Here is a 25,381-nt window from a genome sequence, read left to right on the forward strand (position 1 = left end):
ATGCCTGCGGTCGAAGTGACGCTTCAGCGCTCTCCGGCGAGGCCGGTCTCGTACGCGAAGATGACCGCCTGAACGCGATCACGCAGGCCCAACTTGGTCAGGATGTGACCGATGTGCGTCTTGACCGTGGTTTCGGAGACGAACATGCGCGTGGCGATCTCGGAGTTCGTGAGCCCTTCGGCCAGGTGGAAGAGGGTCTCGCGCTCACGGTTGGTGAGCGCGTCGAGGCGACTGCGAGCACGAGGGTCGATCGCACGTGGGCGATCCAGATACGTCTCGATCATCCGTCGGGTAATCGAGGGCGCCAGCAGGGAGTCCCCGCCGTGCACCGCTCTGATGCCGGCGACGAGGAACTCCGGTTGCACGTCCTTGAGCAGGAATCCGCTCGCGCCGGCGCGCAGCGCGTCGAAGACGTACTCGTCCATGTCGAAGGTCGTGAGCATGACGACGCGGACATCTTCCCCGCCCGCCGCCACGATGCGCTCGGTCGCGGTGATGCCATCGGTGCCCGGCATCCGCACGTCCATGAGCACGACGTCCGGCTGGACGGCAGCAGCGAGGTCGACCGCCTCCTCACCGTCGGCCGCTTCTCCCACCACCGTGAGGTCGGGTTCGATCTCAAGGATGAGGCGGAATCCGGTGCGCACGAGCGCCTGGTCGTCGACGACGAGCACACTGATGGTCTCGGTGTCTGCGGGCGCTGTCACGCCGGCTCCAACGGCAGTGTCGCGAGCAGCTCGAAGCCGCCGTCGGGCAGCGGCCGGGCGACCAGCCGGCCGCCGTACACCGCCACGCGCTCCCGCATGCCGAGCAGGCCGCTGCCCGCCTCGGCCACGGCCGCATGCGCCAACCTGGCTGGTTCTCCGTCGTCGCTGACGCACAGCCGTAGCCTGGTCTCGCCGTAGTCCATCTCCACCTGCGCTGCGCGTGGGTTGCGGGCGTGGCGCAGGGCGTTGGTCAGGCCTTCCTGGACGAGCCGGTACGCCGTCAGGTCGAGCCCCGGTGCGAGCGGGCGGGGCGTACCGGAGATGGTGAGGTCGACCGGCAGCCCGGCGGAGCGGAACTTCTCGAAGAGCGTCTCGAGCTGATCGATGCCGGGAGGCGGCTCGCGGTCGCCCGGCGTCCCCTCCTCGCGAAGCACCCCGACCATGCGGCGCATCTCTGCGAGGGCTTCCCGGCCGACCGACTCGACGGTCTCGAGGGCATGCCGCTCGACCGACTGATCGGGGGTCAGCCGACGACGTACGGCGGAGGCTTGGACCGTCATGACGCTCACGCTGTGCCCGAGGACGTCGTGCAGCTCGCGGGCGATCCGGGTGCGCTCCAGCGCGACGGCCTGGGCCTCTCGCTGCTCACGTGCCTGCCGGCGCTGGTCGGCGCTGATCCGGATGCTGCGGACGAGCGCGCCGAGCAGCCAGGCGATGACGAAGGGCGACATCCACACGCTGCTGCCGTACCAGTCTGCGAGGGAGTCGTTCATCGGATCGAACGCCGACCAACTAAGCCACGCCACCGGCGCGAGCGCCAGCGCGATCCAGGAGCGTCGCCACTCCAGCCACCGCGCGCACGTGTACGTCGCGATCAGGGGCGCCAGGGCGACCGCGAACCCCTCCGGCGCCCCGTACAGCGCATGCTCGACGGCACAAGCCGCCGTCATCGCCACCAGGCAGGTGAGCGGGCGCCAGCGGCGTATGACGAGGAGCAGTGCCAGGACCGCGTACAGCGCCGACTGTGCCCATAACGGACCCTGCCGGTGGGTCTCGCCGTAGCCCCACCATGCCTCTGCCTGCCCCTGCACGCCGACGGCGATCGCGACTGCGATGTCGAAGGCCCAATGCCTGCGGGTCACATCCCGACGTTACTTCCAGAGATGTCGCGGCGCGTCCTCCTTCGGGAGGATTTCGGCCTCCTCCTCGCAGTCAGCAGATCTCGTCCCAGCCGACGACGACGTGCGCGTCGACAGCCGCCTAGCGTCGAAGCGGTCGGTCGGATCGAACCGACCCCACTACCACTCTTCACTCTGAGGAGGAATCATGAACGCCATCCCACGCAGTGCGGGCCTCGGACTGCTCGTCTTCCTTGCCGGCATCGTCGCCTGGAGCTTTGCGGGCACGATGGGCGGCACCTTTCACGAGGCCGATGTTCAAGCCTTCATCGAAGGCCACCACCGCAACCTCGACTTCGTCCTGTACACCGTCGGCGCCCTCGCCTCGTTGGGGCTTCTCGTCTTCGGCTGGGCGGTCCGCGACAGATTCGAACGAGTCGGCGGGTTGATCTGGGGCCTGTGCGTCGCTGGCGTGGCGACCGCGGTCACCGGCCTGTGGTTGCTCGGCGGGTTCCAGGTCGCGATGGCCGAAGGCGGCGAGCAGGCACAAGAGATTCCGCAGTCGGTTGCGTACACGATCGGCACGATCGGTCACCTGTGCGCGGGGCCGGCACCGGCCTTCTTCATCGGCATCGTCGCACTGCTGCTGGCGGCGAAGGCAGAGATGCCCGTCTGGCTGCGCGTCTTCACCGTGCTGGCCGGCCTCTGCGCCATCACCGCGGCGTTGTACTTCACGGCAGGCGCTTACCTGCTGTGGCTGCTGGTCTTCGGGATCTGGGCGGTGTCCCATCGGCGGCCGAGCGTGAGCCGGGGCGGCGAGCGACCGGCGGAGTCGCTGGTCTGACCGAAGGCCTGGCATCACGATGATGCCTGGCCTTCGTCACTCCTGACGCGTGAGCGCACCGCTTTGTGCGGCTACGGCCCCGAGATGATGCCCAGCAGAGCAGCCTCGAACAGCGCGACAAAGGTCTCAGCCGGGAGCACGTAGCTTCGGGGCTGGGCCGCGGCGGCGAGATCCGCACCCCACGCTGCGGCACGCTCGCGCTGCAGCGGTGTCCCGTGGTGACCCGGGCTGGCGAACTGGCAGTCACCGACGGTGTAGAAGCTCAGGAGCGCGTCGGTGACCCGCTTCTTGTTCATCGCGAGACCCTGCTTGTGGGTGCCGTAGTACGACGCCATGGCGTCGGCCATCAGCTCGGTACGGCGCGTGGCCGCCGCAGGATCCGACGGACCGGTGTCGAAGACGCCGAGCTCGTACTGGACGTGGTGGGCGAACTCGTGCGCCATGATCACCCGCGGGCCGACGTCGCCGAGGCCGATGGCGTCGTACGCCGCGAGGATGCCGTCGCCGAAGACCAGCTTGTCCGGCAGCGCCGAGATCACCGGATCGGACTCCCCCTCGCCGGTGAACGCGAACGCGTTCAAAGTCCAGAGCGGGTTGTCGTAGAAGCCCCCTTGCGACTGCATGAAGGTCGCGACGGTCTGGGCTTCGAGGGCGATCGCGGCGGGCGTCATCGGGGCGATCTCCCCTGCCGCCACCATGGCCGTCAGTGTGGCTGCGATGCGGTCGGCGTCGAGCAGCACGTCCCCGTGCATCGCCATCAGCTGGATGTCGTCAGACTCGATGTCCCAGAACCGCCGCAGGTCACGGAAGGTGTTCTGGAGCTGGTGGGTGTGCGACTCGAGCGCGTAGTCCGGGTCACCGGTGGTGCCGAAGAACAGCGCATCGTACGTCGGAACGTTCAGCAGGGTGTCGAGGTGGGCGAAGAGGAAGGCGAGCTGTGCGTTCGTCATGTCGCCGAGCAGCCCGTCGACGTAGTCGTCGAGCAGGGTGCCCGAGCACTCGCTGGGAGGGACTGCCCGCTGGACTGCCGCCTTCGCCGGGATCTCGACCAGGGGCCCGCGAGCGGAGACCGCGGTTTGCCCGGGCGTTGCGGTCGCGGTGGCGACCGGACTCAGGGCCCCGAGCGCCAGGAGGAATCCGGCGCTGATCGCGAGGAACGAACGGGTGAATCTGTTCATGCGCGTCTCCCTCATCTGAGACCGGACCCCGAGTCGGGGTCAGGCGCAGGCGCTGAAGCCAGCGTAAGTCGCTCAGCAGCTCACGCGAAGAGGCGCTCTGACTCGCCAGCACCCCTCTCGCTTCTCCGACCTGAGTGGCAGACAAAGTGTGGTCTCCAGTCGGATGACTCAGCACCCTCCTGAGCGGGACCGTTGTCGACATGACGAGACTATCCACCCACTCCCCGCCTTCCGCGGTCATCACAGCGGAAGGCCTGACCAAAAGGTACGGCCGACTCACTGCGGTCGACGACGTCTCCTTCACCGTGCGCTACGGCGCCGTCACCGGCTTCCTCGGGCCCAACGGTGCTGGCAAGACAACCGTGCTGGCGATGTTGGCCGGTCTGTCGCGCCCGACATCCGGCCGCGTGCTGCTCGCCGGTACGCCGCTGGCCGACCGCCGCCCCGATGCCCGCACCGTGGGCGTGGCGATCGAGTCGTGCGGGGCGCATCCCGGGCGCTCCGCGCGACAACACTTGCGCATCCTCGCTGGGCTCGCCGGGCTCCCCGGCACCCGGGTGGAGGAGGTATTGGCGATCTCGAGTTTGACCGAGGTGGCGGGTCGCCGAGTCGGCACCTTCTCCCTGGGCATGCGGCAGCGACTCGGTCTGGCAGTCGCGTTGCTGGGTGATCCCGACGTCTTGCTGCTCGACGAGCCTGCGAACGGCCTCGACCCGGAGGGGATCCACTGGCTTCGTACGCTGCTGCGCGACCGGGCGGAGCGCGGGCGTGCGGTCCTCGTCTCCAGCCACCAGCTCAGCGGGCCGGCGAGCGCGGTCGACGACATCGTCGTCGTCAAGCGGGGCCGCGTGGTCTACTCCGGCGCGGTTGCGGATCTCTCCCCCGCCGCCGGCGTGTGGGTCCGCACCGAGGATGGAGGGCACTTCACGGAGAGCGTCGTACGCGCGGGCGGCCAGATCTCGGTGGAGTCGGCCGACGGCCGGTTCCTCGTCACCGGTCTCGATGCCTCCGCCCTCGCTGACCTGGCCCGCCGAGAACAGGTCACACTCCAGGAGCTGACACCACAGTCGACCTCTCTCGAAGACGTCTATCTCGAGCTGACGGGGGCGCAGTCATGAGGATTGCGGTGGGCGAGGTGCGCAAGCTCCTGACGATTCGTACGCCGCTCTGGTTCGCGCTCGGCTCAGTCGTCCTGGCGATCCTCAACGTCGTCGCGGTCGGGCTCGCTTCCGGAACGCTCGACGAGATCGGTGAGAAAGAAGAGGCGCTCGGCGGGATGCCGATGCTCCTGTTGTTCTTCGGCGCCGTGGCCGTCACCGCGGAGTTCCGGCATCGCACCGCGGCACCCACCGTCCTCGTCTCCGGCACGAGCTCCACGACGGTCACGGCCGTCCGGCTCGGCGCAACCCTCGTCGTCGGACTGGCCGTGGCGGTGCTCACGACTGTTGCCGCCTTCGCCCTCGGCGTGCCCATCGTCAACGGCCACCATCCCGGTCCTGACCTCACCGCGGACCACTTGGTGCCATTGGCCGCAGGATGTGTTCTCGCCGGGGCGCTCTCGGTGCTGATTGGCGCGACCCTCGGCGCTCTGCTCCGCAACCAGATCGCGGCGGTGGTGGCGGGGATCGTCGTCTACTTCGTCGCGCCTCCACTCGTCGGAACGATCGACGCGTCGGCGGTCGACTACACCCCCTCCGGCAGCATGCAGGTGCTCACCCGTGGCGTGCACGGCGCAACGCACTCCTTCTCGGAGTCGGCGACGGCGCTTGCCGCCTGGGCCGTCGGGCTCACTCTGATCGCGATACTCGCTGAGAGCCGTCGAGATCTAGGGTGACGGTCATGACCCGGCTCGCCGTCCCCCGCATGCTGACCACGCCGGGGGACGGCCGCTGGCTCAGCCCTCGCGCCGAGCGGGTGCTGGCCGACCTGCTCGGCGTCGTGGTCGGCGTCGTGGGCGAGCTGAGCCTGCTCTACAACGACGAATCGACCGCCCGGCCGGTGCCGGTGATCCTCACCGTGGCAGTCGGTGCGGCGCTCTTCTGGCGGCGACAGCATCCGATGGTGCTGCTGGCTGCCACGCTCGCCGCCACCGGCACCCTTTTCGCCCTGGATGCGTCTCCAGGTGGAGTGCTGGTCTGCGTCGCACTCTTCACCGTCGCCGAGCGTTGTCGGACCCGCGTCGCCGTGTTTGCGCTGATCGGTGCCACCGCGGTGCTGGTGGCGCTCTCGGTGACCTCGGTGCCGCCGCCGGTGGCGGTGTGGGCGGCGGGCGCAGCTCTTCGGAGTCGGCGCCTGCACCATGCCGACCTCCGCGCCCGCACCATCGCCGCGCAGGTCGAGCGCGAACAACGGGCGGCGCTCACCGCGCACGAGGAACGCGCACAGATCGCGCGGGAGCTCCACGATATCGTCGCGCACTCTGTCACGGTGATGTTGGTGGGCGTACGCGGCGCGCGAGACGTCCTGTCGACTGAACCCGAAGCCGCTGCCAGCGTCCTGGCACAAGTCGAGTCCAGCGGTGAACAGAGCATCGTTCAGCTCCGCCGGTTGCTGACGATCCTGCGCTCCGGCGAAGCCGCCGCTTCAGGTGCGGCGCTGCACCGGCCGTTGCCGGGTCTGGCCGAGCTGCCAGAGCTGGTGGCCAGCTTCGGCGCCGTCGGGCTCACGGTCGACCTTGAGATTGACGGTGAAAGCCCGGCCCTGGACGAAGGAGTCGGCCTCTCGGTCTTTCGGATCGTGGAGGAGGCGCTCACCAACGTCCTACGCCACGCGAAGACCGACCACGCCCGGGTCCGACTCAGGACCCGACGCGGCCGCATCGATGTCGAAGTGTCCGACCGGGGAGTGGGTCCCGTCGCGCAGTCGTCCGCGGCCGGCCACGGACTCGTGGGAATGCGAGAACGTGCTCGACTCCTCGGCGGAACCCTCGAAGCTGCTGCAGGTCCCGAGGGCGGATTCCGCGTCGTCGCCGTCGTGCCCGTTAGGGTGGCCCCGTGAGCATCCGGGTGCTGCTGGCCGATGACCAGGACCTGATCCGGACGGGCCTTCGACTCTTTCTCAGCACCCAGGACGGCATCGAGGTCGTCGGCGAGGCACAGAACGGTGTCGAGGCGGTAGAGCGGGCGGCGGAACTGGGGCCGGACGTGGTCGTCATGGATGTGCGGATGCCTGTCATGGACGGCGTCACGGCGACCGCACGCCTCACGGCGTCCGACTGCGAGCACGCCCCACGGGTCTTGATCCTCACCACCTTCGACCTCGACGACTACGTGTATGGCGCACTGCGCGCCGGCGCGTCCGGATTTCTCCTCAAGGACGCGCCACGCGACCGCCTCACCGAAGCCATCCGAGTCGTCGATGCCGGCGACGCACTGCTCTCGCCCACCATCACCCGCCGACTGATCCGGGAGTTCGCCGCCCGCCCGGCGCTCCCCGTACGCCGATCACCGCTGCTCGACACCCTGACCCAGCGCGAACGCGAGGTGCTCGTCTCGGTCGCCCACGGCCTCACGAATGCCGAGATCGCCGAGAAGCTCGTGGTCACCGAGGCAACCGTGAAGAGCCACCTCGGACGCGTACTCACCAAGCTCGCCGCGCGCGACCGGGTGCAGCTGGTCATCCTCGCCTACGCGAATGGATTGGTCAGCGCGGTCGACACCTTCGACGACACCCACGAAAACATGTGACCTCATTTCGCACTCGTCGTCATCGACACGCTTCTGCGTCTCCTTGTCGACGCAGACTCCTGCGACGTGTTTGACAGCACATCACCCTGCGAGCTAGGTTTCCTGCGACCCGAATCAGGTTTCAGGTTCGGGCCCTTTCAGGGAGGAAAGGCACGGACATGAGCACACGTAAGAACACCCGACTCGCTGTCGCGGCAGTCGCGGCAGCACTCACGCTCGCGGCATGCGCACCGTCATCGGACGACGCCTCGGCCGACGGCGGCACCATCGAGGTCGGCGTCATCACATCGAAGTCGGGTCCCCTCGCGGCGTACGGAAAGGCATACCTCGACGGACTCGAGGCGGGCCTCGACTACGCCACCGATGGTTCGGGCAAGGTCGACGGCACGAAGATCAAGATCACCGAGGGCGACGACGCCGCCGACGTCGACAAGGCGGTGCAGCTCTCCAAGGAGTACATCGGCGACGGCGTGAAGATCATCGCCGGCACTGCGTCCTCCGGCGTCGCCCTCGCACTGGCCGAGCAGGCCAAGCAGAACAAGGTCCTCTACATCTCCGGCCCGGCGGCGGCCGACGCCGTGACGGGCATCAACGACTACACGTTCCGTTCTGGACGTCAAAGCTTCCAGGACGTCGCCACGGCGGCCACCTTCCTCGACGAGGTGCAGGGCAAGACGATCACTGTGCTCGCGCAGGACAACGCTTTCGGTCAGGGCAACGTCGCGGCGGTCCAGGCGGTCCTCGGGGCCGACGGCTTGGGCGGCAACGTGAAGCCCGTCCTGGTCGCCGAGGACGTTACCGAGTTCACCTCCTTCGCCCGCCAGGTCGTCAACACCAAGCCCGATCTCGTGTTCGTCGCGTGGGCGGGTGCCACCTCCGGCAGCTTGTGGCAGTCGCTGGAGCAGCAGGGTGTGTTCGACGCTGCCCCGGTCGTGACCGGCCTCGGTGACATCGCCACGTACGGGGCGTACGGACCGGCCTCGGAGAAGATCAGCTTCCTCAGCCACTACTTCGGCACGGCGAGCGACAATGACGTCAACAAGGCCCTCGTCTCGTACCTCGAGGAGAAGGGCAGCAAGCCCGACCTCTTCTCGCCGGACGGTTTCGTCGCCGGTCAGATGATCGTCCGCGCGATCGAGGAGGGCGACGGCGACGTCGACGCCATGGTCAAGGCACTCGAGGGATGGTCGTTCGACGGCCCCAAGGGCAAGACCACGGTGCGCGCGAGCGACCACGCGCTGGTCCAGGACATGTTCCAGGCGAAGCTCGTGGCTGACGGAGACGGGTTCAAGCCAGAGCTGGTCGCGGCCGTGCCGTCCGACCAGGTCGCCCCGCCCGAGGCCCCGTGACGGTCCGACTCGGACAAGGAACAACGACGAAATGACGGCACCAGCCACGCCCGCGCTCGAGATCCGCAGCCTTGGCCTGCGGATCGGAGGAGCGACCATCCTCGAGGGGATCGACCTCGCCGTCGACCGCGGTTCGATGGTGGGGATCATCGGCCCGAACGGCGCAGGCAAGACCACGCTGTTCAACGCGGTCTCTGGTCTGATCACCCCCACCGACGGATCCGTGCTGCTCGACGGCAAGGACATCACCACGATGCCGGTCGCGAGCCGGGCACGGGCGGGACTGGGCCGTACTTTCCAGACCTCGAGCCTGTTCCCCGACCTCAGCGTTCTCGAGAACGTGAGGTTGGCGGCGCAGGTCTCGCGAGGAGGCAGCCTCTCGGTCGTCCGGTTCCCCCGGCGCACCGACGCCGCGACCAAGGCGGCGCTCGACCATCTCGACGAGGTCGGGCTCGCCGACAAGGTGGACGTCCTGGCAGGCGGGCTCTCGCACGGCGACAAGCGCAAGCTCGAGATCGCCATGCTCCTCGCCTCCCACCCGTCCGTCATCCTGCTCGACGAGCCGATGGCGGGCGTCGGGTCCGGTGACGTCGCCGGCCTCAGCGCGATCATCCACTCGCTGCACCGCGACAAGGGGTGCACCGTCCTGATGGTCGAGCACCACATGGACGTGCTTCTCGGCCTCGTCGACAAGGTGGCGGTCCTGCACTTCGGACACGTCCTCGCGTACGACACACCCTCGGCAGTGATGGCCGACCCGACAGTCCAGAACGCCTACCTCGGGACGAACGCATGACCATGACAGACAGCGACCCGGTGCTCGTCGTCGAGCATCTTGCCGGCGACATCGACGGTCAACAGGTGGTGGAGGACGTCAGCCTCACCGTGCCGCCGTACGGGGTCACCGCGGTCCTCGGCCGCAACGGCGTCGGCAAGACCAGCACGCTGCGGAGCATCCTCGGCCTCATTCACCGCACAGGCGACATCCGGCTCGCCGGTGAGCGCATCGATCGGCTGCCGACGTACAAGATCGTGCAGCGCGGAGTCGGCTACGTCCCCGAGGACCGGGAGGTCTTCTCGAAGCTCACCGTCGCTGAGAACATCCGGCTGGCTGAGCGGACGGCACACCCGCGGCGCGACCTCGTCGACGCCTTGTTCCCCGACCTCGTCGCCCGGAGGGATCAGATGGCAGGAACGTTGTCGGGAGGCCAGCAGCAGATGGTGTCGCTCGCCCGGGCCCTCATCAACGACAACCAGATCCTTCTCGTCGACGAGCCGACGAAGGGCCTCGCTCCGCGCGTCGTCAACGAGGTCGCTGAGGCCCTCCAGGAGGCGGCGAAGACGGTGCCGATCCTCCTGGTCGAGCAGAACCTCGACGTCGTACGACGCCTTGCCGACGCGGCCGTGGTGATCGAGAGCGGCCGTGTGGTCCACACCGGCGACGCCACGGCACTGCTGGACGACGACGAGCTGACGACACGGCTCCTCGGCGTCCACGGCGAGACGACGAGCGAGGTGACCCGATGAGCACGGTCGTCCTGCTCGCCGTGACCGGATTGGGACTCGGCGCCCTCTACTTCCTCGTCGCCTCGGGCCTCTCGCTGATCTACGGCCTGATGCACGTCCTGAATTTCGCGCACGGCAGCTTCCTCACACTCGGCGCGTTCCTCGGCTGGATGGTCGCTCAGCAGATCGACGCGACGAGCTGGCTCGGGTTCGCGACGTCGATGCTGGTGGGAGCCGCCGTTGGTGCGCTGGTGGCTGCGCTCACCGAGCTCGTCCTCATCCGGCCGCTGTACGAGCGCCACATCGAGCAGGTCCTCGTCACCGTCGGCCTCTCGCTGGCGACGGTGGCGCTGTTCGAAGGCATCTGGGGGTCGGACCCGCGCTTCATCCGTGGCCCCGCATGGCTGGACGAGACCACAGGGATCGCCGGCGCCCGGATCCCCAACGACCGGTTCGTGGTGATCGCGGTCGCCGCCATGGTGCTCATCGCGATCGTGATGTTCCTGCGGCACACCCGCTACGGGATGATCATCCGCGCCGGCGTGGAGAACCGCGCGATGGTCACCGCCCTCGGGATCGACGTCCGTAAATCGTTCACGCTCGTCTTCACCATCGGTGGCGCAGCGGCCGGACTCGGGGGCGTCCTCGCGTCGCACTACTTCGGCTACGTGTCGCCTAGCCTCGGCGGCTCTCTCCTGATCTTCGCGTTCATCGTCACGGTGATCGGCGGGCTGGGCTCCCTCACGGGCGCGGCCGTCGCCTCCGTACTCGTGGCCATGCTCCAGCAGTTCGCCAACTACTACCTGTCCGGGACCGGCGACTTCGTGGTCGTCCTCGCGCTTGCGGCCGTGCTTCTCGTACGGCCTACCGGACTGATGGGAGCCCGCGCATGAGCCGCCTACGGATCGGACCCGTCGTCGGCGGTACGGCGGTGGTCGTCGTCATGGCCATCCTGCCGCTGGTCAACCTGCAGATCCCGGGCGTCCTGCCGGGGCCCACCTACCAGCCCGGCGCGTTGAGCCTGCTCGCGCTGTGCATGGTGTTCGCCGCCCTCGCACTCTCGTACAACCTGCTGCTCGGCACCGCGGGTCTCCTCTCGTTCGGTCACGCGCTGGCGTTCGGCGCGGGCGCGTACGGCTTGGGGATCGTCCTCGAGCACACCGGCCTCTCGCTGTGGTCGGCGCTGCTGGTGACGCTGGTCGGCGGCTTCGTGCTGGCTCAGGTGACGGGGGCGATCAGCCTGCGCGTCACGGGCATCCCGTTCGCGATGGTCACCCTCGCCTTCGCCCAGGCCGGCTCCGTGCTCGTCCGTCGCAACCCCGGCGGGGCCACCGGCGGTGAGGAAGGCCTCAGCCTCCCGACCGACCACGTCCCGGACTGGATGGTCGGGGTCGCGAACACGCGGAACCTCTACTGGCTGACGCTGGTGATGCTCGTCCTCGTCTACGTGATCGTCGTCTGGATCGATCGTTCGCGGGTCGGCCACGTCGCTGCGGCGACGCGCGAGAACGAGCTGCGCGTGCGGGTCCTCGGGCTTTCGCCGTACGCCGCGAAGCTGATGGTCTTCACCGTCGCCGGCGTGCTCGCCTCGCTGACCGGTGCGACCTACCTGCTGCTGCAGAGCGGCGCCGTCCCGCGTTCGGTGTCGGCCGACCTGACGATCACGATCCTCGTGATGGTCGTCCTCGGCGGAGTCGGATCGCGCTGGGGCGTCATCGTCGGGGGCGTCCTCTACACGCTGCTGAACCAGCGCCTGTCGGTGTTCGCCCACTCCGATGCGGTCGAGTCACTGCCCGATGTGCTGCGGGTCCCGCTCTCCGAGCCGATGTTCATCCTCGGCACCCTGTTCATCCTCGTGGTCATGTTCTTCCCCGGCGGCATCGCAGGGGCGACTGCGGCGGCCACCCGTACGCGGTCTCGGCACGAACGCCCGCGCGAGGAGTCTTCGCCGGCAGAGTCGGCGGCATGACCCACGCGACGTGGCAGAGTGCCGACGCGGGTGCCCACACCATCGGGCGATGGCTGACCGACCGCGCCCGGCAGGAACCCGACGCCGTCGCCATCGACGATCGGGGCGTCACCATCACGTACGGCGCACTCGCCCGTCGCTCGAGCGACCTCGCCCGTACCCTGCAGACTGCCGGGTACGCCCCGGGTGACCGGGTCGCGACGCTGACGGGGAACTCGATCGACCACGTCGTCGTCTTCTTCGCCTGTGCTCAGGCGGCGCTTGCGCTGGTCCCGCTGTCGTGGCGTTTGACCGCGATCGAGCTCGCCGACCTGCTCGAGAGGGTGGACCCTGCGATCCTCCTCGTCGAGGACGAGTACTCCGCGCTCGGCCGCGACGCCGTGTCGCGGCTAGGGACACCGCCGCCCGTGGCCGAGCTCGGGACGACAGGCGTGGAGGCGGCCGTCCCGCTGTCCGTACGAGCGGACGCGGCCAACAACTCCGGCGTCGCACACCGGCCGGTGCGCGACGACGACCCGCTGCTGATCATCGTCACCTCGGGCAGTGCGGGGCAGCCCAAGGCGGTCGTCCTCACCCACGCGAGCTGCTTCTGGAACAACCTCGCGCTCGGACAGGCTGTCGAGATCACCTCCTCCGACGTCGTCCTGGCGACCCTGCCGCAATTCCACGTCGCCGCCTGGAACATCCAGCCGCTCCTGGCCTGGCGCGCCGGCGCGACCGTGGTGCTCGAACGCTCGTTCCAGCCGTCGCGTGTCCTGAGCCTGATCACCGAACGACGGGTCACGGCGATGATGGGGGTGCCGACGCAGTACCTCCTCCTCGCGGAAGATCCTGCGTTCGCCGACACCGACGTCTCGAGCCTGCGCGCAGCCATGTCCGGCGGGTCGGCGATGCCGTACGGGCTGTGGCGACGGTGGGCGGATCGCGGTGTCGGGATCGCGCAGGGCTACGGCCTTACCGAAGCCGGCCCGAACGTGCTGATGCTGCGCGCCGACGAGGCCGAGGCGAACCCCGGGTCCGTCGGGCACCCCTACCCGTACGTCGAGGTCGGGCTGCGCGACATCGTCACCGGGACGGACGTGGTCGGTCCAGGCACCGGCGAGCTGTGGGTCCGAGGGCCGAGCCTTTTCGTCGGCTACTTAGGTGATGCCGGCTCGTCAGCAGAAGCACTCGTCGACGGACGACTGACGTCGGGTGATCTGGCCGACCGCGACGCGGCAGGTCGTTTTCGGATCGTCGGCCGGTTGAAGGACCTCTACATCAGCGGCGGGGAGAACATCGCGCCCGCCGAGATCGAGGCGGCGATCGCGTCGCACCCCCTCGTGGAGCAGGTCGCGGTGGTCGGTGTCCCCGACGAGGTGTGGGGTGAGGTCGGCGCCGCGTTCGTGGTGCCGCGATCTGGCGCTCCCCTCACTGCCGAGGAGATCCGGACCTACCTCCGAGGGTCGATCGCCGGGTTCAAGATCCCGAAGTACGTGCACGTACGCGCGACGCTTCCGCGTACCGCGCTTGGAAAGATTGTCCGGCCGCGACTGCAGGCGGACGCCATGGCAAACAGGGGGCAGGCATGAGTGCCACAGAGGACTTCGGGCTCGACGAGGTGGAGACGGTCTCGTCTGCCCAAGGGAAGCCGCTCGGGAAACGAGGCGAGGCAACACGTGCGCGGCTCCTCGTTGCTGCGGAGGACGTGTTCGCCGAGCTCGGCTACCACGAGGCCTCGATCGTGAAGATCACCGAGCGTGCCAGCATCGGGCTCGGCACCTTCTACCTCTACTTCGAGTCGAAGCAGGCCATCTTCGAAGCCCTCGTCGTCGACCTGAACCGTCGGGTCCGACGCTCGATGGCGGAGGCGATGGAGGGAGCGCAGAACCGCCTCGAGGCCGAGCGCGCCGGGTTTGCGGGGTTTTTCCAGTTCACCGCCCAGCACCCCGCGCTGTATCGGGTCGTCCGCGAGGCCGAGTTCGTGTCGCCGGAGATGCTGCGCCTTCACTACACCCGGATCGTCGAGGGATACCGCGCCGGTCTCGCGAAGGCGCAGGCGGCAGGCGAGATCAGCGACATCGACCCTGAGGTCGCGGCCTGGGCGCTGATGGGCATGGGTGAGCTCCTCGGCATGCGCTACCTGCTGTGGGAGCGCAACGCCGACGGCAAGCCGCCCTCCCACGTCCCGGACCACGTTCTCACCGAGATGATGCGCCTCGTCAACGACGGCTTGGCCCCGAAGGAGACCTCATGACCGATCGTCCCGACCGCACGCTCCAGGGCCGCCGCGCCGTCGTCACCGGAGGTGCCAGCGGAATCGGTCTCGCCTGCGCTCGCACGCTCGCCGAGCGCGGTGCCGAGGTGACCGTCGCCGACGTCGATCCCGACGCGACCGCCCGGATCGCCGACGAGCTCGGCGCGCACGCGTGGGTGGTCGATCTGGCGGACACGACGGCCCTCGACGAGCTGGCCCTCGACGCCGACATCCTGGTGAACAACGCCGGGGTCCAGCGGGTGAGCCCGATCGCGAAGTTCGCACCCGAAGATTTCCGGCTGATCCAGCGGCTGATGGTCGAGTCGCCGTTCCTGCTGGTGCGCGCTGTGCTTCCCGGTATGTGCGACCGGGGATGGGGGCGGATCGTGAACCTGTCGAGCGTGCACGGGCTGCGCGCCAGCGCGTACAAGGTCGCCTACGTCACCGCAAAGCACGGGATCGAGGGACTCTCGAAGGTCGCCGCGCTCGAGGGTGGCCCGTACGGAGTCACGAGCAACTGCGTGAACCCCGGGTACGTTCGCACTCCTCTCGTCGAGAAGCAGATCGCCGATCAGGCGGCCGCGCACGGCATCCCCGAGGACGAGGTCGTGGAGAAGGTGATGCTCACCGAGTCCGCGGTGAAGCGGCTCATCGAACCCGAGCAGGTTGCCTCCCTCGTCGCGTGGCTGTGCTCCGACGACGCGGCGATGGTGAGCGGTGCCTCGTACACGATGGACGGCGGGTGGACCGCCCGATGACGCGCCCGTACCGCACGATCGACGTTCCGGTGCCCGGCGGCGACCTGCGGGTCGGGGTCTGGGACGCAGGCGACCCCTCAGCGCCCACCCTGCTGCTGGTGCACGGGGTCACCGCGTCGCACCGGTCATGGGACCTCCTCGCTGAGCGGCTCCCCGAGGTCCGTCTGGTCGCCCCCGATCTGCGCGGCCGCGGTCGCAGCAACGGCGTCGAGGGGCCCGCGGGCATGACGGCGCACGCGCGGGACCTGGTCGCCGTGCTGGACGCCGTCGGTGCCGATGCGGTCACCGTGATCGGGCACTCGATGGGTGGCTTCGTCGCGTGCGTGCTCGCTGACCAGTTTCCGGACCGAGTAGGCAGCCTTGTGCTGCTGGACGGCGGGCTCCCGCTGGACGTCCCCGAGGGGCTCAACGCAGACGAGGTGATCGCCACCGTTCTCGGGCCGACCGCCGAGCGGCTCGCGATGGAGTTCGCCGATGTCGAGGCTTACTTCGCGTTCTGGCGCAGGCACCCCGCCTTTGCCGACGGCTGGTCTTCGGAGCTCGAGGACTACTTCGCGTACGACCTGGTCGGGGAACCACCGGCGCTGCGGGCGGCAACCAGCTACGCGACGATGTCCGAGGACACCGTCGACCTCAACGCAGGCGCCGCCCCTGCGCAGGCGATCGCGCACCTGCGGCACTCGACACTCTTTGTCACGGTGCCCCGAGGGCTGCTCGACGAGAAGCCCGGCTTGTACGCCGACGAGCGGATCCCCGCACTGCTCGCCGACAAGCCCACGATCCGGCACCACCGGGTCGACGACGCCAACCACTACACGCTCGTCCTGTCGGCACGCGGCGCGGACGCGGTCGCAGAACTGGTGCGTGACGAGGTTGCCTTGACCACCCCAGAAACATCCCACCCGTGAATTCAGACTGTCCGAGCCCGCCAGGCTCTGCCACACTCCGTCTACCCGGTCGACAGCGACCCGGCTCTAGGAGAAGAGGCTGCCATGGACTCCGTGACCAATGACTTCGGAGATGTCCTTCTCTGGTCCTTCTGGTTCTTCATCTGGATCGCCGCATTCATGGTGTGGGTCCGGTGCCTGTTCGACATGTTCGGCGACCACACGCTCAGCGGCTGGGCGAAGGCCGGATGGGCAGTGCTCCTCATCTTCGTGCCCTGGGTCGGCGCTCTGATCTACCTCATCGCACGCGGCCGAAGCATGACCGAACGGCAGCAGGCCAAGGCCCAGGAGCTCCAAGCCGCCCAAGCCGACTACATCAAGCAGGTTGCCAGCACCTCGACGTCGGCAACCGACCAGATCGCCAGCGCCAAGGCGCTCCTCGACTCCGGCGCCATCGACCAGGGCGAGTACGAGACCTTGAAGGCCAAGGCCCTCGCGTGACGCCGGCGGCATCACCCGCATCGGGTGATGCCGCAGCGTTCGTGCCGCCGAAGAGTGAGAGCCCTATCGATCAAGGGAGCTCGCCATGTCGGACGACAGCAACACCCCCGACCCTGACATCAACGCGGCCGTCGTCTCCGACGGCGCCTACACCCTCCTCGTCGCAGACTTCAGTGACACCAGCGCGGCATGGGAGGCGTACGAAACCCTCAAGGCCACCGAAGACGGCCGCACTGTCGAGATCGAGGGCGTGGTCGTGGTGACCCGCTCGGCCGAGGGCAAGCTGGCAGTACAGAAGGCAACCGACCACAGCACGAAGACCGGGCTCAAGTGGGGCGTGGTCGGGGGCATTGCGCTCGGCGTGATCTTCCCGCCATCGATCCTCGGGACCGCGGTCGTCGGCGGATCCGCGGGCGCCCTCGTCGGCAAGCTGCGTCAGCGCCACCACCACGGCGAGCTCGAGCAGCAGCTCGAGAACGCCATCCCGCCCGGACACTCCGGCCTGCTCGCGCTCGTCTCCGACCCCGGCGCCGTCAAGATCCGGAAGGCTCTCGAGCGGGCCGACGCCATCATCGAGTCCGCCATCGACACGGTCGAGGCTGATGACATCAAGGCGGCGGCCAAGCAGGCCCAGCAGGATGAATGAAGAAGCCGTGCTGCAGGCGAGCCGGACTGCGGGACTCGCCACTCTGGTCATCGGCGCAGCGTTGCTTGTCGGTCAGCCCCGGTGCGAGCGCGAGATCGACCAAGCCGAGCCTCCGCGCCGCGACCGACGACGACCGCGGTAAGGCTGCCAAAACCTTGCACGCGCTCGGACGCTGATCTTCGACCTCAGCGAGCCGCGCACACCTTCCGCATGTGCACCCGCCGGAACGGGTCTTCCGCAGCAACGCGCGTGATCTCGAAACCGTGCCGCTGATAGAAGGCGATGTTCTCGACCATCGTCTCGTGGGTGTAGAGGCGGACCTCGTCGTACCCGCGACTCGTCGCGCGGGCCTCGGTCCAGGCCAAGATCCCGCGGCCGAGTCCCCGCGACTGCCGCGCAGGTACGACCGCGATGTTCTCGACCAGGAGGTGGTCGCCTCCCCCGCGGGTCACGACAACAGCGACGAGCTCGCCGGCCTCGCGTACGACGTGGACGTCCCCGTCCTCGATGTCACGCGCGTAGTCGGCGTTCATCGGTGCCGGCTCCTGCCCCATGCGCGGGACGTACGGCGCGTACGCGCTGCGCACCAGCTCGCGTACGGCCGTCGCGTCCGCAGGCTCGGCGGGTACGGGAATCACGTCAGGCACGCACCTCACGATCCTCCGTACGCCCAAGCCGCGCAACGACCCCGGGCGCTGCCAGTCAGCTCACGAGCGGGTAGGACCCGAAGCGACCCCACGCGATGAAGGCCGCGAGGGCGAGGTAGCCCCCGGTGAGCACGACGAGCGAGGATTGCCCCAAACGGCCGTGAGTGATCATCGCGCCGACCATGAGGACGACCCAGCAGGCTGCAGTCACGGGTACGAGCACCGGCGCAGCACCGACAAGGGCGGGCAGGACGAGGCCCACGGCGGCAAGAAGCTCGAGGACACCGAGCGTCTTGACGAAGCCGACGCTCGCGTCAGCGGTCCATTCGCCGCCGTGCTGCGCGGCCAGCCTCTCCTTGGGGACGAAGGTCTTGGTCACGCCGCCGACCAAGGCGACCACGGCCAGCAGACCGGTGGCGATCCACAACACCACGTTCATCTCGATGGTCATGCCATGAAGACACCGGGCGATCGCTCCGTGTGACAGATCGCGGCGGCTACGCCTCGCGCGGGGTGTCGCGGGCGTACGCCTCCCACGACGACAGGATCGGGCCGGACACGTCCCAGCCCTCCGGCGCCTCGAAGAACTCCGGGTGGTGCTTCTCGGTGTACGCACGGATCTTGGGCGGCACGTCGTCGAGCCCGCGGATCGTCTTGCGGCTGTGCAAGCGCCCGGTCATCACACCGCCCTCGAGTCCCGAGCCGCCCATCCGCATCCACGGCCAGAACGGCGAGACCCGCGAGAAGCCAGCACGGAAGTGCGCCGAGGCGAGGTCGCGGTCCTCCAGCTCACGCTTGGACGTGTAGATGACGAAGTGCTCCGACGGATTGATCGTCGCGCCCGTCGACGAGCGCGGCCAACCCGACGGCGTGACCGGGTTCGGATATTCGTGAGCGTAGTCCCACTCCAGCAGCACCTCGTCCCCGTACACCGCCCACGGAAGGAGGAACGGCAACGACCCGTCGTCGGAGGCATCGACGTTCTCGTTCATCGCGACGCCGTGCTCCTCGGCGTCACCGACGAACAGCCTCGGCATCTCGAGGGTCAGCTCGCCGCCGATCTTGTCGTTGAGGAACGGGAAGACGTCGACGGTCTCACCGGTGAACGGGTTGTCCCAGGTCTCGATGACCTCACCCGTCCGCAGGTCGTAGAAGAACCCGGTCTCCTTGCCGCGCATCTGCAGCCGCTCGTCCGCGCCCTCGCCGACGAAGCGAACCTTCGTGATCCCGGTGCCGGCGTACCCGAACAACGGCTGCTGCCTCGACGTCCCGATCGAGGCGTACATCGTGCCGTGGAACGTCGAGATCAAAGGGTCGTCGCCGAAGGTCCCCCACGTCTTGCCGAACGCGTACAGGTTGTCTCGCGGTGATGCGGCCAGGTCGAGCGGTACGAAGCTGGTCACGGTGGGTCCCTTCGTCAGCGCCGCCCTCCGCGGGCGGTGGTGGAGGGACGCTAGCACCGTGCGGCGCCTCAACGGGTCTGGCGCATCAGCTCGATGCCGAGCTGGGTGACGGAGTGCATCACGGAGTCGGTGTCGCGTCGACTGCTGATCAGCCCAGCCTCGCGCAGCGTACGAGTGTGATAGCTGACCGTCGCGGCCGAAATCCCCAGCTGGCGCGCGATCTCGGAGGTGGTGGCGCCGGCCGCGCAGGCCGCCAGCACGAGAGCGCGGCTGCCACCGATGAGGGCAGCAAGCGCCCGCTCCGGGTAAGCCGCGACGTGGTCCGCAGCAGTACGCGGCAGCGGATAGACGAGGACCTGCGGCAGCGACGGGTCTGCGAAGGTGACTGGCTGGTGCCAGCAGAAGTACGAAGGGACGAGGCGAAGCCCGCGTCCGCCGAGGTGGACATCGCGATCGTCGATGTGGTCGAGGACGCTGAGAACCGGCGGCTGCCAGCGGAACGCTGGGCCTAGACCTCGGAGAAGGCCATCCACTCCCCCATCCAGCAGATGGCGAGAGCGCACCGCCCGCTCGCCGTCGAGCAGGGCTTGCATCTCGCTGGCGACCGGCTCGATCACGACCTGGTGGTAGGCACGCAGCGTCTCGGTCAGGACACGTCGCTCTCGCGGCTCCGCGAGAGCACGCAGCATCGGCCCGTTTCCCTTGCGGAGATCGAGCCGTGAGATCTCTTGGGTGACCTGGCTCTCCGGGAGGGCGAGGATCGCGTCGAGCCCTGCGTCGAGGCTGTCCGCGCCCTCCCCAGGAGTGAGGAAGTCCGGGAAGTACTGGGCCCGCGGGTACAGCGGCATGAGCAGAGTGCGGACGGTGCGACCGAGTGCGGTGTCGCGCAGCGTATGAAGGGCGTGCTTGTGCCAGCGCTCGTGCGCCCAGCGCCCCCGGCGAGTCTGGAATCGGTGCAGGCTCGAGGCGATCTCCCACATCGGGTCGGGTTGGGCGGTGACCCTGGTCCGGGCAAGATCGAGCTCACTGAAGTGGATGCGAAGCACTGAATCCCCCTTGGTCAGGCTTCCGAGAAGAGTCACAGACTCAGGGACTCACCGCCCACCGCATTTCAAGCCTCGTCGAAATGGCTCCGCGGTCAAGCGCGTCCAGCAGATCGCGGGCATCACTGCCGACGGCGTCTACGGCCCGGGGACCCGGTACGCGATGCTGCACCGCCAGGATGCGTGGGAGGGCGACCAGGACCCCAACGTCTGCCGGAAGCTCTGAGCTCCTGACGGATCAGAACTCCTCACCGCCGGCGCCACCATCGGCGGGACGCGAGAGCGGCAAGCCCGGCGCCGGCGGTGTTGAGCAGGACGTCGTCGACGGAGGACACCCGGCCCTGTTGTGCGACGTACTGCGCGGTCTCGATCAGGACCGAGCAGACTGCCGCGACGGCGACGGTACGGGGGATGCACGCGAGCGCGCTGAACCGTACGGGGGCGAAGAAACCGAGCGCCGCGAAGACCAGCAGGTTCCCGACGATCTGGTAGGGCGGCATGCTCGACAGGTCCCGCAGCGGCACGAGACTCACCGTGCCGTGCGCGGCGCCGCCAGCCGGCCGCAGAGTGAGCCACACCCATGGCAGCGTCCCGCAGACGATGCCGATCTCGGCCAGCGTCGTACGCAGCGCCGGCCTGCTCACCGCTGCAGCCTCGGGTCGTGCGTGGGGTCGGCGTAGGTCTCCGGACACCCCTCGGCGATCGCATCGGGACGCAGCTCGAAGTGCCACGGTTCGTTGCCGTAGATCCGGCACAGCCCGAAGGAGGCGCCGTGCTCGGCCAGCCATGTCGCAGCCGACGACGGACCGATGTCGACCGCGTCGCCGTCCTCGTGCACCGAGGTGCCGGGACGCGCGACCCATCGCTCGGCCGCGTGGTCCGATCCAAACCGCGTGACTGCTTCCTGGAAGAGCTGCTTCTGGTAGCCGGTCGAGCGCCATCCGCTGGTGACCTCGAGCTCGACCCCGTCGTCGGCCGCTTCAGCCGCGGCCTCGCGCAGGGCGGCGAGGAGCTTCGGGTCGAGGTTCGCCACCGCCGCACGGGTCTGCTCCGGCGGATCAGCGGCCGGGCTGCAGCCGAGACAGAGCACGGGCGCCGCGACGGCAATCGTCACGGCGAGGGCGCGTCTTGCGTGGTTGCGGGACATGCCACCAGTCAAAGAAAGGTGGTGTTGCCAGCACGTACGCGGATTTCGATACGGCGACGATAGGCGGCGGGTCCCTACCATCGGAGCATGCGCGTACTGGTCGTCGAGGACGAGCCCCTGCTCGCGGAGGCCGTACGCGACGGGCTCCGGCTGGAGGCGATCGCGGCCGACCTCGCCGGGGACGGCGACACCGCGCTGGAGCTGCTGGGCGTCAACTCGTACGACATCGCCGTGCTCGATCGCGACATCCCCGGTCCCTCCGGGGACGAGATCGCCCGACGCATCATCGCTTCCGGCAGCGGCATGCCGATCCTCATGCTCACCGCGGCCGACCGCCTCGACGACCTGGCCTCCGGGTTCGGGCTCGGTGCTGACGACTACCTCACCAAACCCTTCGAGCTGCGGGAGCTGGTGCTCCGGCTGCGAGCACTCGACCGTCGGCGCGCGCACATCCGACCTCCCGTACGCGAGATCGCCGGCCTGCGGCTCGACCCGTTCCGCCGCGAGGTCTATCGCGACGGCCGCTACGTCGCCCTCACCCGCAAGCAGTTCGCGGTGCTTGAAGTCCTCATGACAGCCGAAGGCGGTGTCATCAGCGCCGAGCAGCTCCTCGAGCGAGCGTGGGACGAGAACGCGGACCCGTTCACCAACGCCGTGCGCATCACCGTCTCGGCCCTGCGCAAACGGCTCGGCGAACCCGGACTGATCGCCACCGTCCCCGGCGTCGGGTATCGCATCGACACGCAGCCCGAGACCGAGCGCGAGGGAGGCGATCGTGGCTAGAGCGCCGGGTCTCAGTGTCCGCCTCAAGCTCACGCTCAGCTATGCGGGCTTCGTCATGGTCACCGGTGCACTGCTGCTCGCCACCGTGTGGGTGTTCCTCCTGCGCTACGTGCCCGATCGCGCGAACCGCGGCCCCGGCCCCTTCACGCCCACGCGCTCCGACCTGCTGGAAGCCTTCGCGCCGAGAGCGGCCCAGGCGCTGGTGTTCCTGCTCGTCATCGGTGTCATCGGGGGCTGGCTTCTCGCGGGACGGATGCTTGCTCCCCTGACCCGCATCACCAACGCCACCCGCCGCGCGGCGACCGGGTCGCTCTCGCACAGGATCGAGATGGAAGGCCGCCAGGACGAGTTCCGCGAGCTCGCCGACTCCTTCGACACGATGCTCGGGCGCCTCGAGGCCCAGGTCGCCGAGCAGCAGCGGTTCGCCGCGAACGCCTCGCACGAGCTGCGTACGCCGCTGGCGGTCACGCAGACACTCCTCGACCTCGCCCGGAAGGATCCGAGCCGCGACCCCGCCGAGCTCGTCGACCGCCTCTACGCCGTGAACGCCCGGGCGATCGACCTCACGCAGGCACTGCTTCTGCTCAGCCGGGCGGATCAGGGCTCGTTCACCCGAGAGCCCGTCGACCTGTCCCTCCTCGCAGAAGAAGCCACCGAGACGCTCCTTCCCCTCGCGGAACGGCGCGGCATCACCCTCGAGACGTCCGGCGACGTCGCGACGACAGTCGGCTCACCTGCACTGCTGCTGCAGATGACGACGAACCTCGTGCACAACGCGATCGTCCACAACTCCCCCGACCAAGGGAGCGTGCGGGTCACCACCAGCGTCCAGTCGTCGGGCGTGCTGCTCACCGTGGAGAACACCGGCGCGAAGCTCAGCCCGCACCTGGTCGCCACGCTCGCCGAGCCGTTCAGACGCGGCTCCGACCGTGTCCACGACGACCACTCCGGTGTCGGCCTGGGACTGGCGATCGTCGAGCACATCGGCCGTGCGCACGACGGCACCCTCAGCCTCACCGCCCGCCCGGCCGGCGGGCTCTGCGTCACGGTACGGCTCCCCGCCGCACCACCACGACGCGAGAGGTGACGAGGCGTCGACAGCAACGACCAAGGCCGCCGAAGGGATGATCGAGGGAGGACCGTCGAGGCCGAAGCACTGTCAGAGGCGGTACGCAGCTCCACGTCAGGAAGACCGTGAACGACGGGCAGCGGTGGACCACGCTCGCCCAGAGCTACGGCGGGGATCGCCGAGCCAGCCCGCACGAAAATCAACCTTCACACGGTCAGGGACTGGATGAAGTCCTGTCCCCATCGGTGCGCGCGTCGAAGCTCCGCCTCGAGCAGTGGGCCTTGGACTCCCGTGACGTAGAAGCTCGGACCGCGTCGCGCGTCGTTGAATCCTCGCTTCTTGAGCGACTTGTATGCCGCCTTGGAGGCGGTGCCAGGCGTGAAGCGTGTCTTGGTCGAAGTATCGATCGTGACAACCGGGAGGTCGGCGACTGGCTGGAGGACCTCGATCCACTCACGGACTCCCCGCGTGTTGCTCGCGGTTGATCCCTTGGTCCGAGCTTGCTCTCGCGTCCGTGGAGTGGGCAGCGAGAAGTCGTGTGTGGGCGCCGCGACGATCACGGCCTTCAACCCGGCCGGCAGGGTCGCACCCGCATCGCCCGCCGTCACGATCAAGGTCCGGCTTGCCCCGAGGACGTCGGTGAGCCCTTCGGTGATCGCATCCGCGATCGCCGAGGTGTTGCCGAAGTAGGACTCGGTGGCGATGAGGATGCTCACTCCTTGATCCGTTCGGTGGTAGGAAGCCACGCGACCGCGAGGGCTATGGCGCCGAACACGGCCAGAGCAATGCTCACGACGCGCCACGAGAGCGGCAGAATGGGTGTCTCGTGCTCGAAGACGACCGCGGTGAAGATCAACAGTGCACTGCCCACCACGAAGCAGGCCGTGGACCACCACCGCGCCCAACTCGCCCCGCGCCACGTTACTGCGAGGGCGGTCGCCCACCCCAACGCTCCGAGACCGAACACGCTGTACAGGCAGATCCAGGGCACGATCGGGTCGGGGATCTGGCCGTATGGCTCGTAAAGCTCGTGGACGCGTGACGCGACGCTGTCACCGGTCGCCTGGTCGACAGCCATCCAGATCATGGCGACCACCGTGGCGGCCAATCCGAGTCCCAGACAGATTGACAGCGCGACCCTTCGTGACGCCGTGCGTTCTGATGTCATCACAACCCCTTAATTGACAGTCACTATCAGTTGATGGTGACTGTACTGAGCCGCAGAGGTAGTGTCAACTAGTAGTGACTTGCAGTATGATGGGCCAATGGCACCGGGGCTGAGAGAGCGCAAGCGGCGCACGGCGATGGGCCACATCCAGCGAGTCGCCCTCGACCTGTTCGACGAACGCGGCTACCAGCATGTGAGTGTCGAGCAGATCGCCGAGGCAGCAGATGTGTCACCGTCCTCGGTCTACCGCTACTTCGGCACCAAGGAAGGGCTCGTCCTCGCCGACGACTTCGACGCCCTGAGCGACGTCGAACTTGCCGCGGTTATCGACCCCGATGACCTGGTCAGCACCGTACGAACCGTTGTTGCACGGTTCGAGCCAGGCCCAGACCAACAAAACCCCGACGACAGCCTTGCACGACGACGTATTCGCTACTTCTTCGACGAACCAGCGGTCCGCAAGGCCTCTTACGAGACTCTGGCCAACGCTGTCGAACGGATTGCTCCGATCCTGACCGCGTCCGGTGGCCTCACCACCTCGGAAGCTCGCGTCGTGTCCTCTGCCTTGGTCTTCGGCTACTTCTCAGCACTTGAGCAGTGGCACCGCGACCCGGCCGGCCGGCCGATCGCCGATGTCCTCGAGGCCGCTCTCGGAGCGCTACGCCGCCTCTAACCCGAAGGCGGGCACCGTGGTCAGCGGAGGATGCGCCTTCGCTGACCACCGTGCCCGGCGCCC

30 protein-coding genes are annotated in these 25,381 nt (G+C 68.5%); 19 read left to right on the forward strand and 11 right to left on the reverse strand.

Features of this window, described 5'->3' with window-relative positions; genetic code table 11:
* Nucleotides 1-23 precede the first annotated feature (23 nt).
* Nucleotides 24-707: a response regulator transcription factor gene (locus HCT63_RS10920; protein ID WP_243842986.1), complete on the reverse strand. Its 684-nt coding sequence runs from the start codon at nucleotides 705-707 to the stop codon at nucleotides 24-26.
* Nucleotides 704-1,849 (reverse strand): sensor histidine kinase, encoded by a 1,146-nt coding sequence (locus HCT63_RS10925; protein WP_167004066.1) that lies wholly within the window; start codon nucleotides 1,847-1,849, stop codon nucleotides 704-706. The genes HCT63_RS10920 and HCT63_RS10925 overlap by 4 nt, the downstream gene beginning before the upstream one ends.
* 184 nt (nucleotides 1,850-2,033) lie before the next feature.
* Here HCT63_RS10925 and HCT63_RS10930 point away from each other — a divergent pair, with 184 nt between their 5' ends.
* The gene (locus HCT63_RS10930; protein ID WP_167004069.1) at nucleotides 2,034-2,669 is read left to right on the forward strand and encodes a hypothetical protein; all 636 of its coding nucleotides are present in this window, start codon (nucleotides 2,034-2,036) and stop codon (nucleotides 2,667-2,669) included.
* 71 nt (nucleotides 2,670-2,740) lie between these two features.
* Here the strand turns inward: HCT63_RS10930 and HCT63_RS10935 are convergent, their stop codons facing one another.
* A complete protein-coding gene (locus tag HCT63_RS10935) occupies nucleotides 2,741-3,847 on the reverse strand; it encodes a hypothetical protein (RefSeq protein WP_167004072.1) in 1,107 nt (368 codons plus the stop codon).
* Between the two features lie 200 nt (nucleotides 3,848-4,047).
* Here HCT63_RS10935 and HCT63_RS10940 point away from each other — a divergent pair, with 200 nt between their 5' ends.
* The 15 genes from HCT63_RS10940 (at nucleotide 4,048) to HCT63_RS11010 (ending at nucleotide 17,385) form a co-directional block, all read left to right on the forward strand.
* On the forward strand, nucleotides 4,048-4,965 hold the full coding sequence (locus tag HCT63_RS10940) for an ABC transporter ATP-binding protein (protein ID WP_167004075.1): 918 nt from the start codon (nucleotides 4,048-4,050) through the stop codon (nucleotides 4,963-4,965).
* Nucleotides 4,962-5,681 (forward strand): ABC transporter permease, encoded by a 720-nt coding sequence (locus tag HCT63_RS10945; RefSeq protein ID WP_167004078.1) that lies wholly within the window; start codon nucleotides 4,962-4,964, stop codon nucleotides 5,679-5,681. The genes HCT63_RS10940 and HCT63_RS10945 overlap by 4 nt, the downstream gene beginning before the upstream one ends.
* A gap of 5 nt (nucleotides 5,682-5,686) precedes the next feature.
* Nucleotides 5,687-6,844: a histidine kinase gene (locus tag HCT63_RS10950; protein ID WP_167004081.1), complete on the forward strand. Its 1,158-nt coding sequence runs from the start codon at nucleotides 5,687-5,689 to the stop codon at nucleotides 6,842-6,844.
* Entirely contained in the window at nucleotides 6,841-7,533 is a 693-nt protein-coding gene (locus HCT63_RS10955) for a response regulator transcription factor (RefSeq protein WP_167004084.1), read from the forward strand. Before HCT63_RS10950 ends, HCT63_RS10955 begins: the two co-directional genes overlap by 4 nt.
* Nucleotides 7,534-7,691: 158 nt before the next feature.
* Nucleotides 7,692-8,882, forward strand: a complete 1,191-nt coding sequence (locus HCT63_RS10960) for a substrate-binding domain-containing protein (RefSeq protein WP_167004087.1) — start codon at nucleotides 7,692-7,694, stop codon at nucleotides 8,880-8,882.
* Between the two features lie 31 nt (nucleotides 8,883-8,913).
* The gene (locus tag HCT63_RS10965) at nucleotides 8,914-9,678 is read left to right on the forward strand and encodes an ABC transporter ATP-binding protein (protein WP_167004089.1); all 765 of its coding nucleotides are present in this window, start codon (nucleotides 8,914-8,916) and stop codon (nucleotides 9,676-9,678) included.
* The gene (locus HCT63_RS10970; RefSeq protein WP_208322377.1) at nucleotides 9,675-10,409 is read left to right on the forward strand and encodes an ABC transporter ATP-binding protein; all 735 of its coding nucleotides are present in this window, start codon (nucleotides 9,675-9,677) and stop codon (nucleotides 10,407-10,409) included. The genes HCT63_RS10965 and HCT63_RS10970 overlap by 4 nt, the downstream gene beginning before the upstream one ends.
* Nucleotides 10,406-11,281 carry a branched-chain amino acid ABC transporter permease gene (locus tag HCT63_RS10975; RefSeq protein WP_167004092.1) on the forward strand — a complete coding sequence of 292 codons (876 nt, stop codon included), beginning with the start codon at nucleotides 10,406-10,408 and terminating at the stop codon, nucleotides 11,279-11,281. Before HCT63_RS10970 ends, HCT63_RS10975 begins: the two co-directional genes overlap by 4 nt.
* Nucleotides 11,278-12,357 (forward strand): branched-chain amino acid ABC transporter permease, encoded by a 1,080-nt coding sequence (locus tag HCT63_RS10980; protein ID WP_167004095.1) that lies wholly within the window; start codon nucleotides 11,278-11,280, stop codon nucleotides 12,355-12,357. Before HCT63_RS10975 ends, HCT63_RS10980 begins: the two co-directional genes overlap by 4 nt.
* Nucleotides 12,354-13,928, forward strand: a complete 1,575-nt coding sequence (locus HCT63_RS10985; RefSeq protein ID WP_167004098.1) for an AMP-binding protein — start codon at nucleotides 12,354-12,356, stop codon at nucleotides 13,926-13,928. The genes HCT63_RS10980 and HCT63_RS10985 overlap by 4 nt, the downstream gene beginning before the upstream one ends.
* Nucleotides 13,925-14,593 carry a TetR/AcrR family transcriptional regulator gene (locus tag HCT63_RS10990; RefSeq protein ID WP_167004101.1) on the forward strand — a complete coding sequence of 223 codons (669 nt, stop codon included), beginning with the start codon at nucleotides 13,925-13,927 and terminating at the stop codon, nucleotides 14,591-14,593. Before HCT63_RS10985 ends, HCT63_RS10990 begins: the two co-directional genes overlap by 4 nt.
* Nucleotides 14,590-15,351, forward strand: a complete 762-nt coding sequence (locus HCT63_RS10995) for a 3-hydroxybutyrate dehydrogenase (protein ID WP_167004103.1) — start codon at nucleotides 14,590-14,592, stop codon at nucleotides 15,349-15,351. The genes HCT63_RS10990 and HCT63_RS10995 overlap by 4 nt, the downstream gene beginning before the upstream one ends.
* Entirely contained in the window at nucleotides 15,348-16,259 is a 912-nt protein-coding gene (locus HCT63_RS11000) for an alpha/beta hydrolase (RefSeq protein WP_167004106.1), read from the forward strand. Before HCT63_RS10995 ends, HCT63_RS11000 begins: the two co-directional genes overlap by 4 nt.
* Nucleotides 16,260-16,343: 84 nt before the next feature.
* On the forward strand, nucleotides 16,344-16,739 hold the full coding sequence (locus tag HCT63_RS11005) for an SHOCT domain-containing protein (RefSeq protein WP_167004108.1): 396 nt from the start codon (nucleotides 16,344-16,346) through the stop codon (nucleotides 16,737-16,739).
* Nucleotides 16,740-16,824: 85 nt separating this feature from the next.
* A complete protein-coding gene (locus tag HCT63_RS11010) occupies nucleotides 16,825-17,385 on the forward strand; it encodes a DUF1269 domain-containing protein (RefSeq protein ID WP_167004111.1) in 561 nt (186 codons plus the stop codon).
* Between the two features lie 185 nt (nucleotides 17,386-17,570).
* On the opposite strand, the gene HCT63_RS11015 is transcribed toward HCT63_RS11010, so the two are convergent.
* The 6 genes from HCT63_RS11015 to HCT63_RS20265 all read right to left on the reverse strand — a co-directional run bounded on the left by HCT63_RS11015 (nucleotide 17,571) and on the right by HCT63_RS20265 (nucleotide 21,625).
* Nucleotides 17,571-18,032, reverse strand: a complete 462-nt coding sequence (locus HCT63_RS11015; protein ID WP_167004114.1) for a GNAT family N-acetyltransferase — start codon at nucleotides 18,030-18,032, stop codon at nucleotides 17,571-17,573.
* Between the two features lie 55 nt (nucleotides 18,033-18,087).
* Nucleotides 18,088-18,483 (reverse strand): DoxX family protein, encoded by a 396-nt coding sequence (locus HCT63_RS11020; RefSeq protein WP_243842987.1) that lies wholly within the window; start codon nucleotides 18,481-18,483, stop codon nucleotides 18,088-18,090.
* A 46-nt stretch (nucleotides 18,484-18,529) separates the two neighbouring features.
* On the reverse strand, nucleotides 18,530-19,435 hold the full coding sequence (locus HCT63_RS11025; protein ID WP_167004117.1) for a DUF1838 family protein: 906 nt from the start codon (nucleotides 19,433-19,435) through the stop codon (nucleotides 18,530-18,532).
* Between the two features lie 68 nt (nucleotides 19,436-19,503).
* Complete coding sequence (locus HCT63_RS11030; RefSeq protein WP_167004120.1) at nucleotides 19,504-20,481, reverse strand: helix-turn-helix domain-containing protein; 978 nt, start codon at nucleotides 20,479-20,481, stop codon at nucleotides 19,504-19,506.
* Between the two features lie 245 nt (nucleotides 20,482-20,726).
* Nucleotides 20,727-21,122, reverse strand: a complete 396-nt coding sequence (locus HCT63_RS11035) for a VanZ family protein (RefSeq protein ID WP_243842988.1) — start codon at nucleotides 21,120-21,122, stop codon at nucleotides 20,727-20,729.
* Nucleotides 21,119-21,625, reverse strand: a complete 507-nt coding sequence (locus HCT63_RS20265; protein ID WP_243842989.1) for a D-alanyl-D-alanine carboxypeptidase family protein — start codon at nucleotides 21,623-21,625, stop codon at nucleotides 21,119-21,121. The genes HCT63_RS11035 and HCT63_RS20265 overlap by 4 nt, the downstream gene beginning before the upstream one ends.
* 87 nt (nucleotides 21,626-21,712) lie before the next feature.
* Between HCT63_RS20265 and HCT63_RS11040 the strand changes: the two genes are divergently transcribed.
* Together HCT63_RS11040 and HCT63_RS11045 are read left to right on the forward strand one after the other, a co-directional pair.
* Complete coding sequence (locus tag HCT63_RS11040; RefSeq protein WP_167004126.1) at nucleotides 21,713-22,408, forward strand: response regulator transcription factor; 696 nt, start codon at nucleotides 21,713-21,715, stop codon at nucleotides 22,406-22,408.
* On the forward strand, nucleotides 22,401-23,495 hold the full coding sequence (locus HCT63_RS11045) for a HAMP domain-containing sensor histidine kinase (RefSeq protein ID WP_167004129.1): 1,095 nt from the start codon (nucleotides 22,401-22,403) through the stop codon (nucleotides 23,493-23,495). Before HCT63_RS11040 ends, HCT63_RS11045 begins: the two co-directional genes overlap by 8 nt.
* 188 nt (nucleotides 23,496-23,683) lie before the next feature.
* Here the strand turns inward: HCT63_RS11045 and HCT63_RS11050 are convergent, their stop codons facing one another.
* On the reverse strand, nucleotides 23,684-24,193 hold the full coding sequence (locus HCT63_RS11050; protein WP_167004132.1) for a hypothetical protein: 510 nt from the start codon (nucleotides 24,191-24,193) through the stop codon (nucleotides 23,684-23,686).
* On the reverse strand, nucleotides 24,190-24,573 hold the full coding sequence (locus HCT63_RS11055; RefSeq protein WP_167004135.1) for a hypothetical protein: 384 nt from the start codon (nucleotides 24,571-24,573) through the stop codon (nucleotides 24,190-24,192). The genes HCT63_RS11050 and HCT63_RS11055 overlap by 4 nt, the downstream gene beginning before the upstream one ends.
* A gap of 169 nt (nucleotides 24,574-24,742) precedes the next feature.
* Between HCT63_RS11055 and HCT63_RS11060 the strand changes: the two genes are divergently transcribed.
* Complete coding sequence (locus HCT63_RS11060; RefSeq protein ID WP_167004137.1) at nucleotides 24,743-25,318, forward strand: TetR/AcrR family transcriptional regulator; 576 nt, start codon at nucleotides 24,743-24,745, stop codon at nucleotides 25,316-25,318.
* The last annotated feature ends 63 nt before the right edge of the window (nucleotides 25,319-25,381 follow it).

It is taken from the genome of Mumia sp. ZJ430 (assembly GCF_011751845.1).
Classification (GTDB): domain Bacteria; phylum Actinomycetota; class Actinomycetes; order Propionibacteriales; family Nocardioidaceae; genus Mumia.

Coding starts and splice junctions, on each gene's coding strand:
- HCT63_RS11000 (WP_167004106.1), top strand. CDS start 15,348: ATGACGCGCCCGTACCGCACGATCGACGTTCCGGTGCCCGGCGGCGAC.
- HCT63_RS10995 (WP_167004103.1), top strand. CDS start 14,590: ATGACCGATCGTCCCGACCGCACGCTCCAGGGCCGCCGCGCCGTCGTC.
- HCT63_RS10945 (WP_167004078.1), top strand. CDS start 4,962: ATGAGGATTGCGGTGGGCGAGGTGCGCAAGCTCCTGACGATTCGTACG.
- HCT63_RS11005 (WP_167004108.1), top strand. CDS start 16,344: ATGGACTCCGTGACCAATGACTTCGGAGATGTCCTTCTCTGGTCCTTC.
- HCT63_RS10970 (WP_208322377.1), top strand. CDS start 9,675: ATGACCATGACAGACAGCGACCCGGTGCTCGTCGTCGAGCATCTTGCC.
- HCT63_RS10990 (WP_167004101.1), top strand. CDS start 13,925: ATGAGTGCCACAGAGGACTTCGGGCTCGACGAGGTGGAGACGGTCTCG.
- HCT63_RS10965 (WP_167004089.1), top strand. CDS start 8,914: ATGACGGCACCAGCCACGCCCGCGCTCGAGATCCGCAGCCTTGGCCTG.
- HCT63_RS10930 (WP_167004069.1), top strand. CDS start 2,034: ATGAACGCCATCCCACGCAGTGCGGGCCTCGGACTGCTCGTCTTCCTT.
- HCT63_RS11040 (WP_167004126.1), top strand. CDS start 21,713: ATGCGCGTACTGGTCGTCGAGGACGAGCCCCTGCTCGCGGAGGCCGTA.
- HCT63_RS11060 (WP_167004137.1), top strand. CDS start 24,743: ATGGCACCGGGGCTGAGAGAGCGCAAGCGGCGCACGGCGATGGGCCAC.
- HCT63_RS10985 (WP_167004098.1), top strand. CDS start 12,354: ATGACCCACGCGACGTGGCAGAGTGCCGACGCGGGTGCCCACACCATC.
- HCT63_RS11010 (WP_167004111.1), top strand. CDS start 16,825: ATGTCGGACGACAGCAACACCCCCGACCCTGACATCAACGCGGCCGTC.
- HCT63_RS10940 (WP_167004075.1), top strand. CDS start 4,048: ATGACGAGACTATCCACCCACTCCCCGCCTTCCGCGGTCATCACAGCG.
- HCT63_RS10935 (WP_167004072.1), bottom strand. CDS start 3,847: ATGAACAGATTCACCCGTTCGTTCCTCGCGATCAGCGCCGGATTCCTC.
- HCT63_RS10975 (WP_167004092.1), top strand. CDS start 10,406: ATGAGCACGGTCGTCCTGCTCGCCGTGACCGGATTGGGACTCGGCGCC.
- HCT63_RS11020 (WP_243842987.1), bottom strand. CDS start 18,483: ATGACCATCGAGATGAACGTGGTGTTGTGGATCGCCACCGGTCTGCTG.
- HCT63_RS10950 (WP_167004081.1), top strand. CDS start 5,687: ATGACCCGGCTCGCCGTCCCCCGCATGCTGACCACGCCGGGGGACGGC.
- HCT63_RS20265 (WP_243842989.1), bottom strand. CDS start 21,625: ATGTCCCGCAACCACGCAAGACGCGCCCTCGCCGTGACGATTGCCGTC.
- HCT63_RS10960 (WP_167004087.1), top strand. CDS start 7,692: ATGAGCACACGTAAGAACACCCGACTCGCTGTCGCGGCAGTCGCGGCA.
- HCT63_RS10980 (WP_167004095.1), top strand. CDS start 11,278: ATGAGCCGCCTACGGATCGGACCCGTCGTCGGCGGTACGGCGGTGGTC.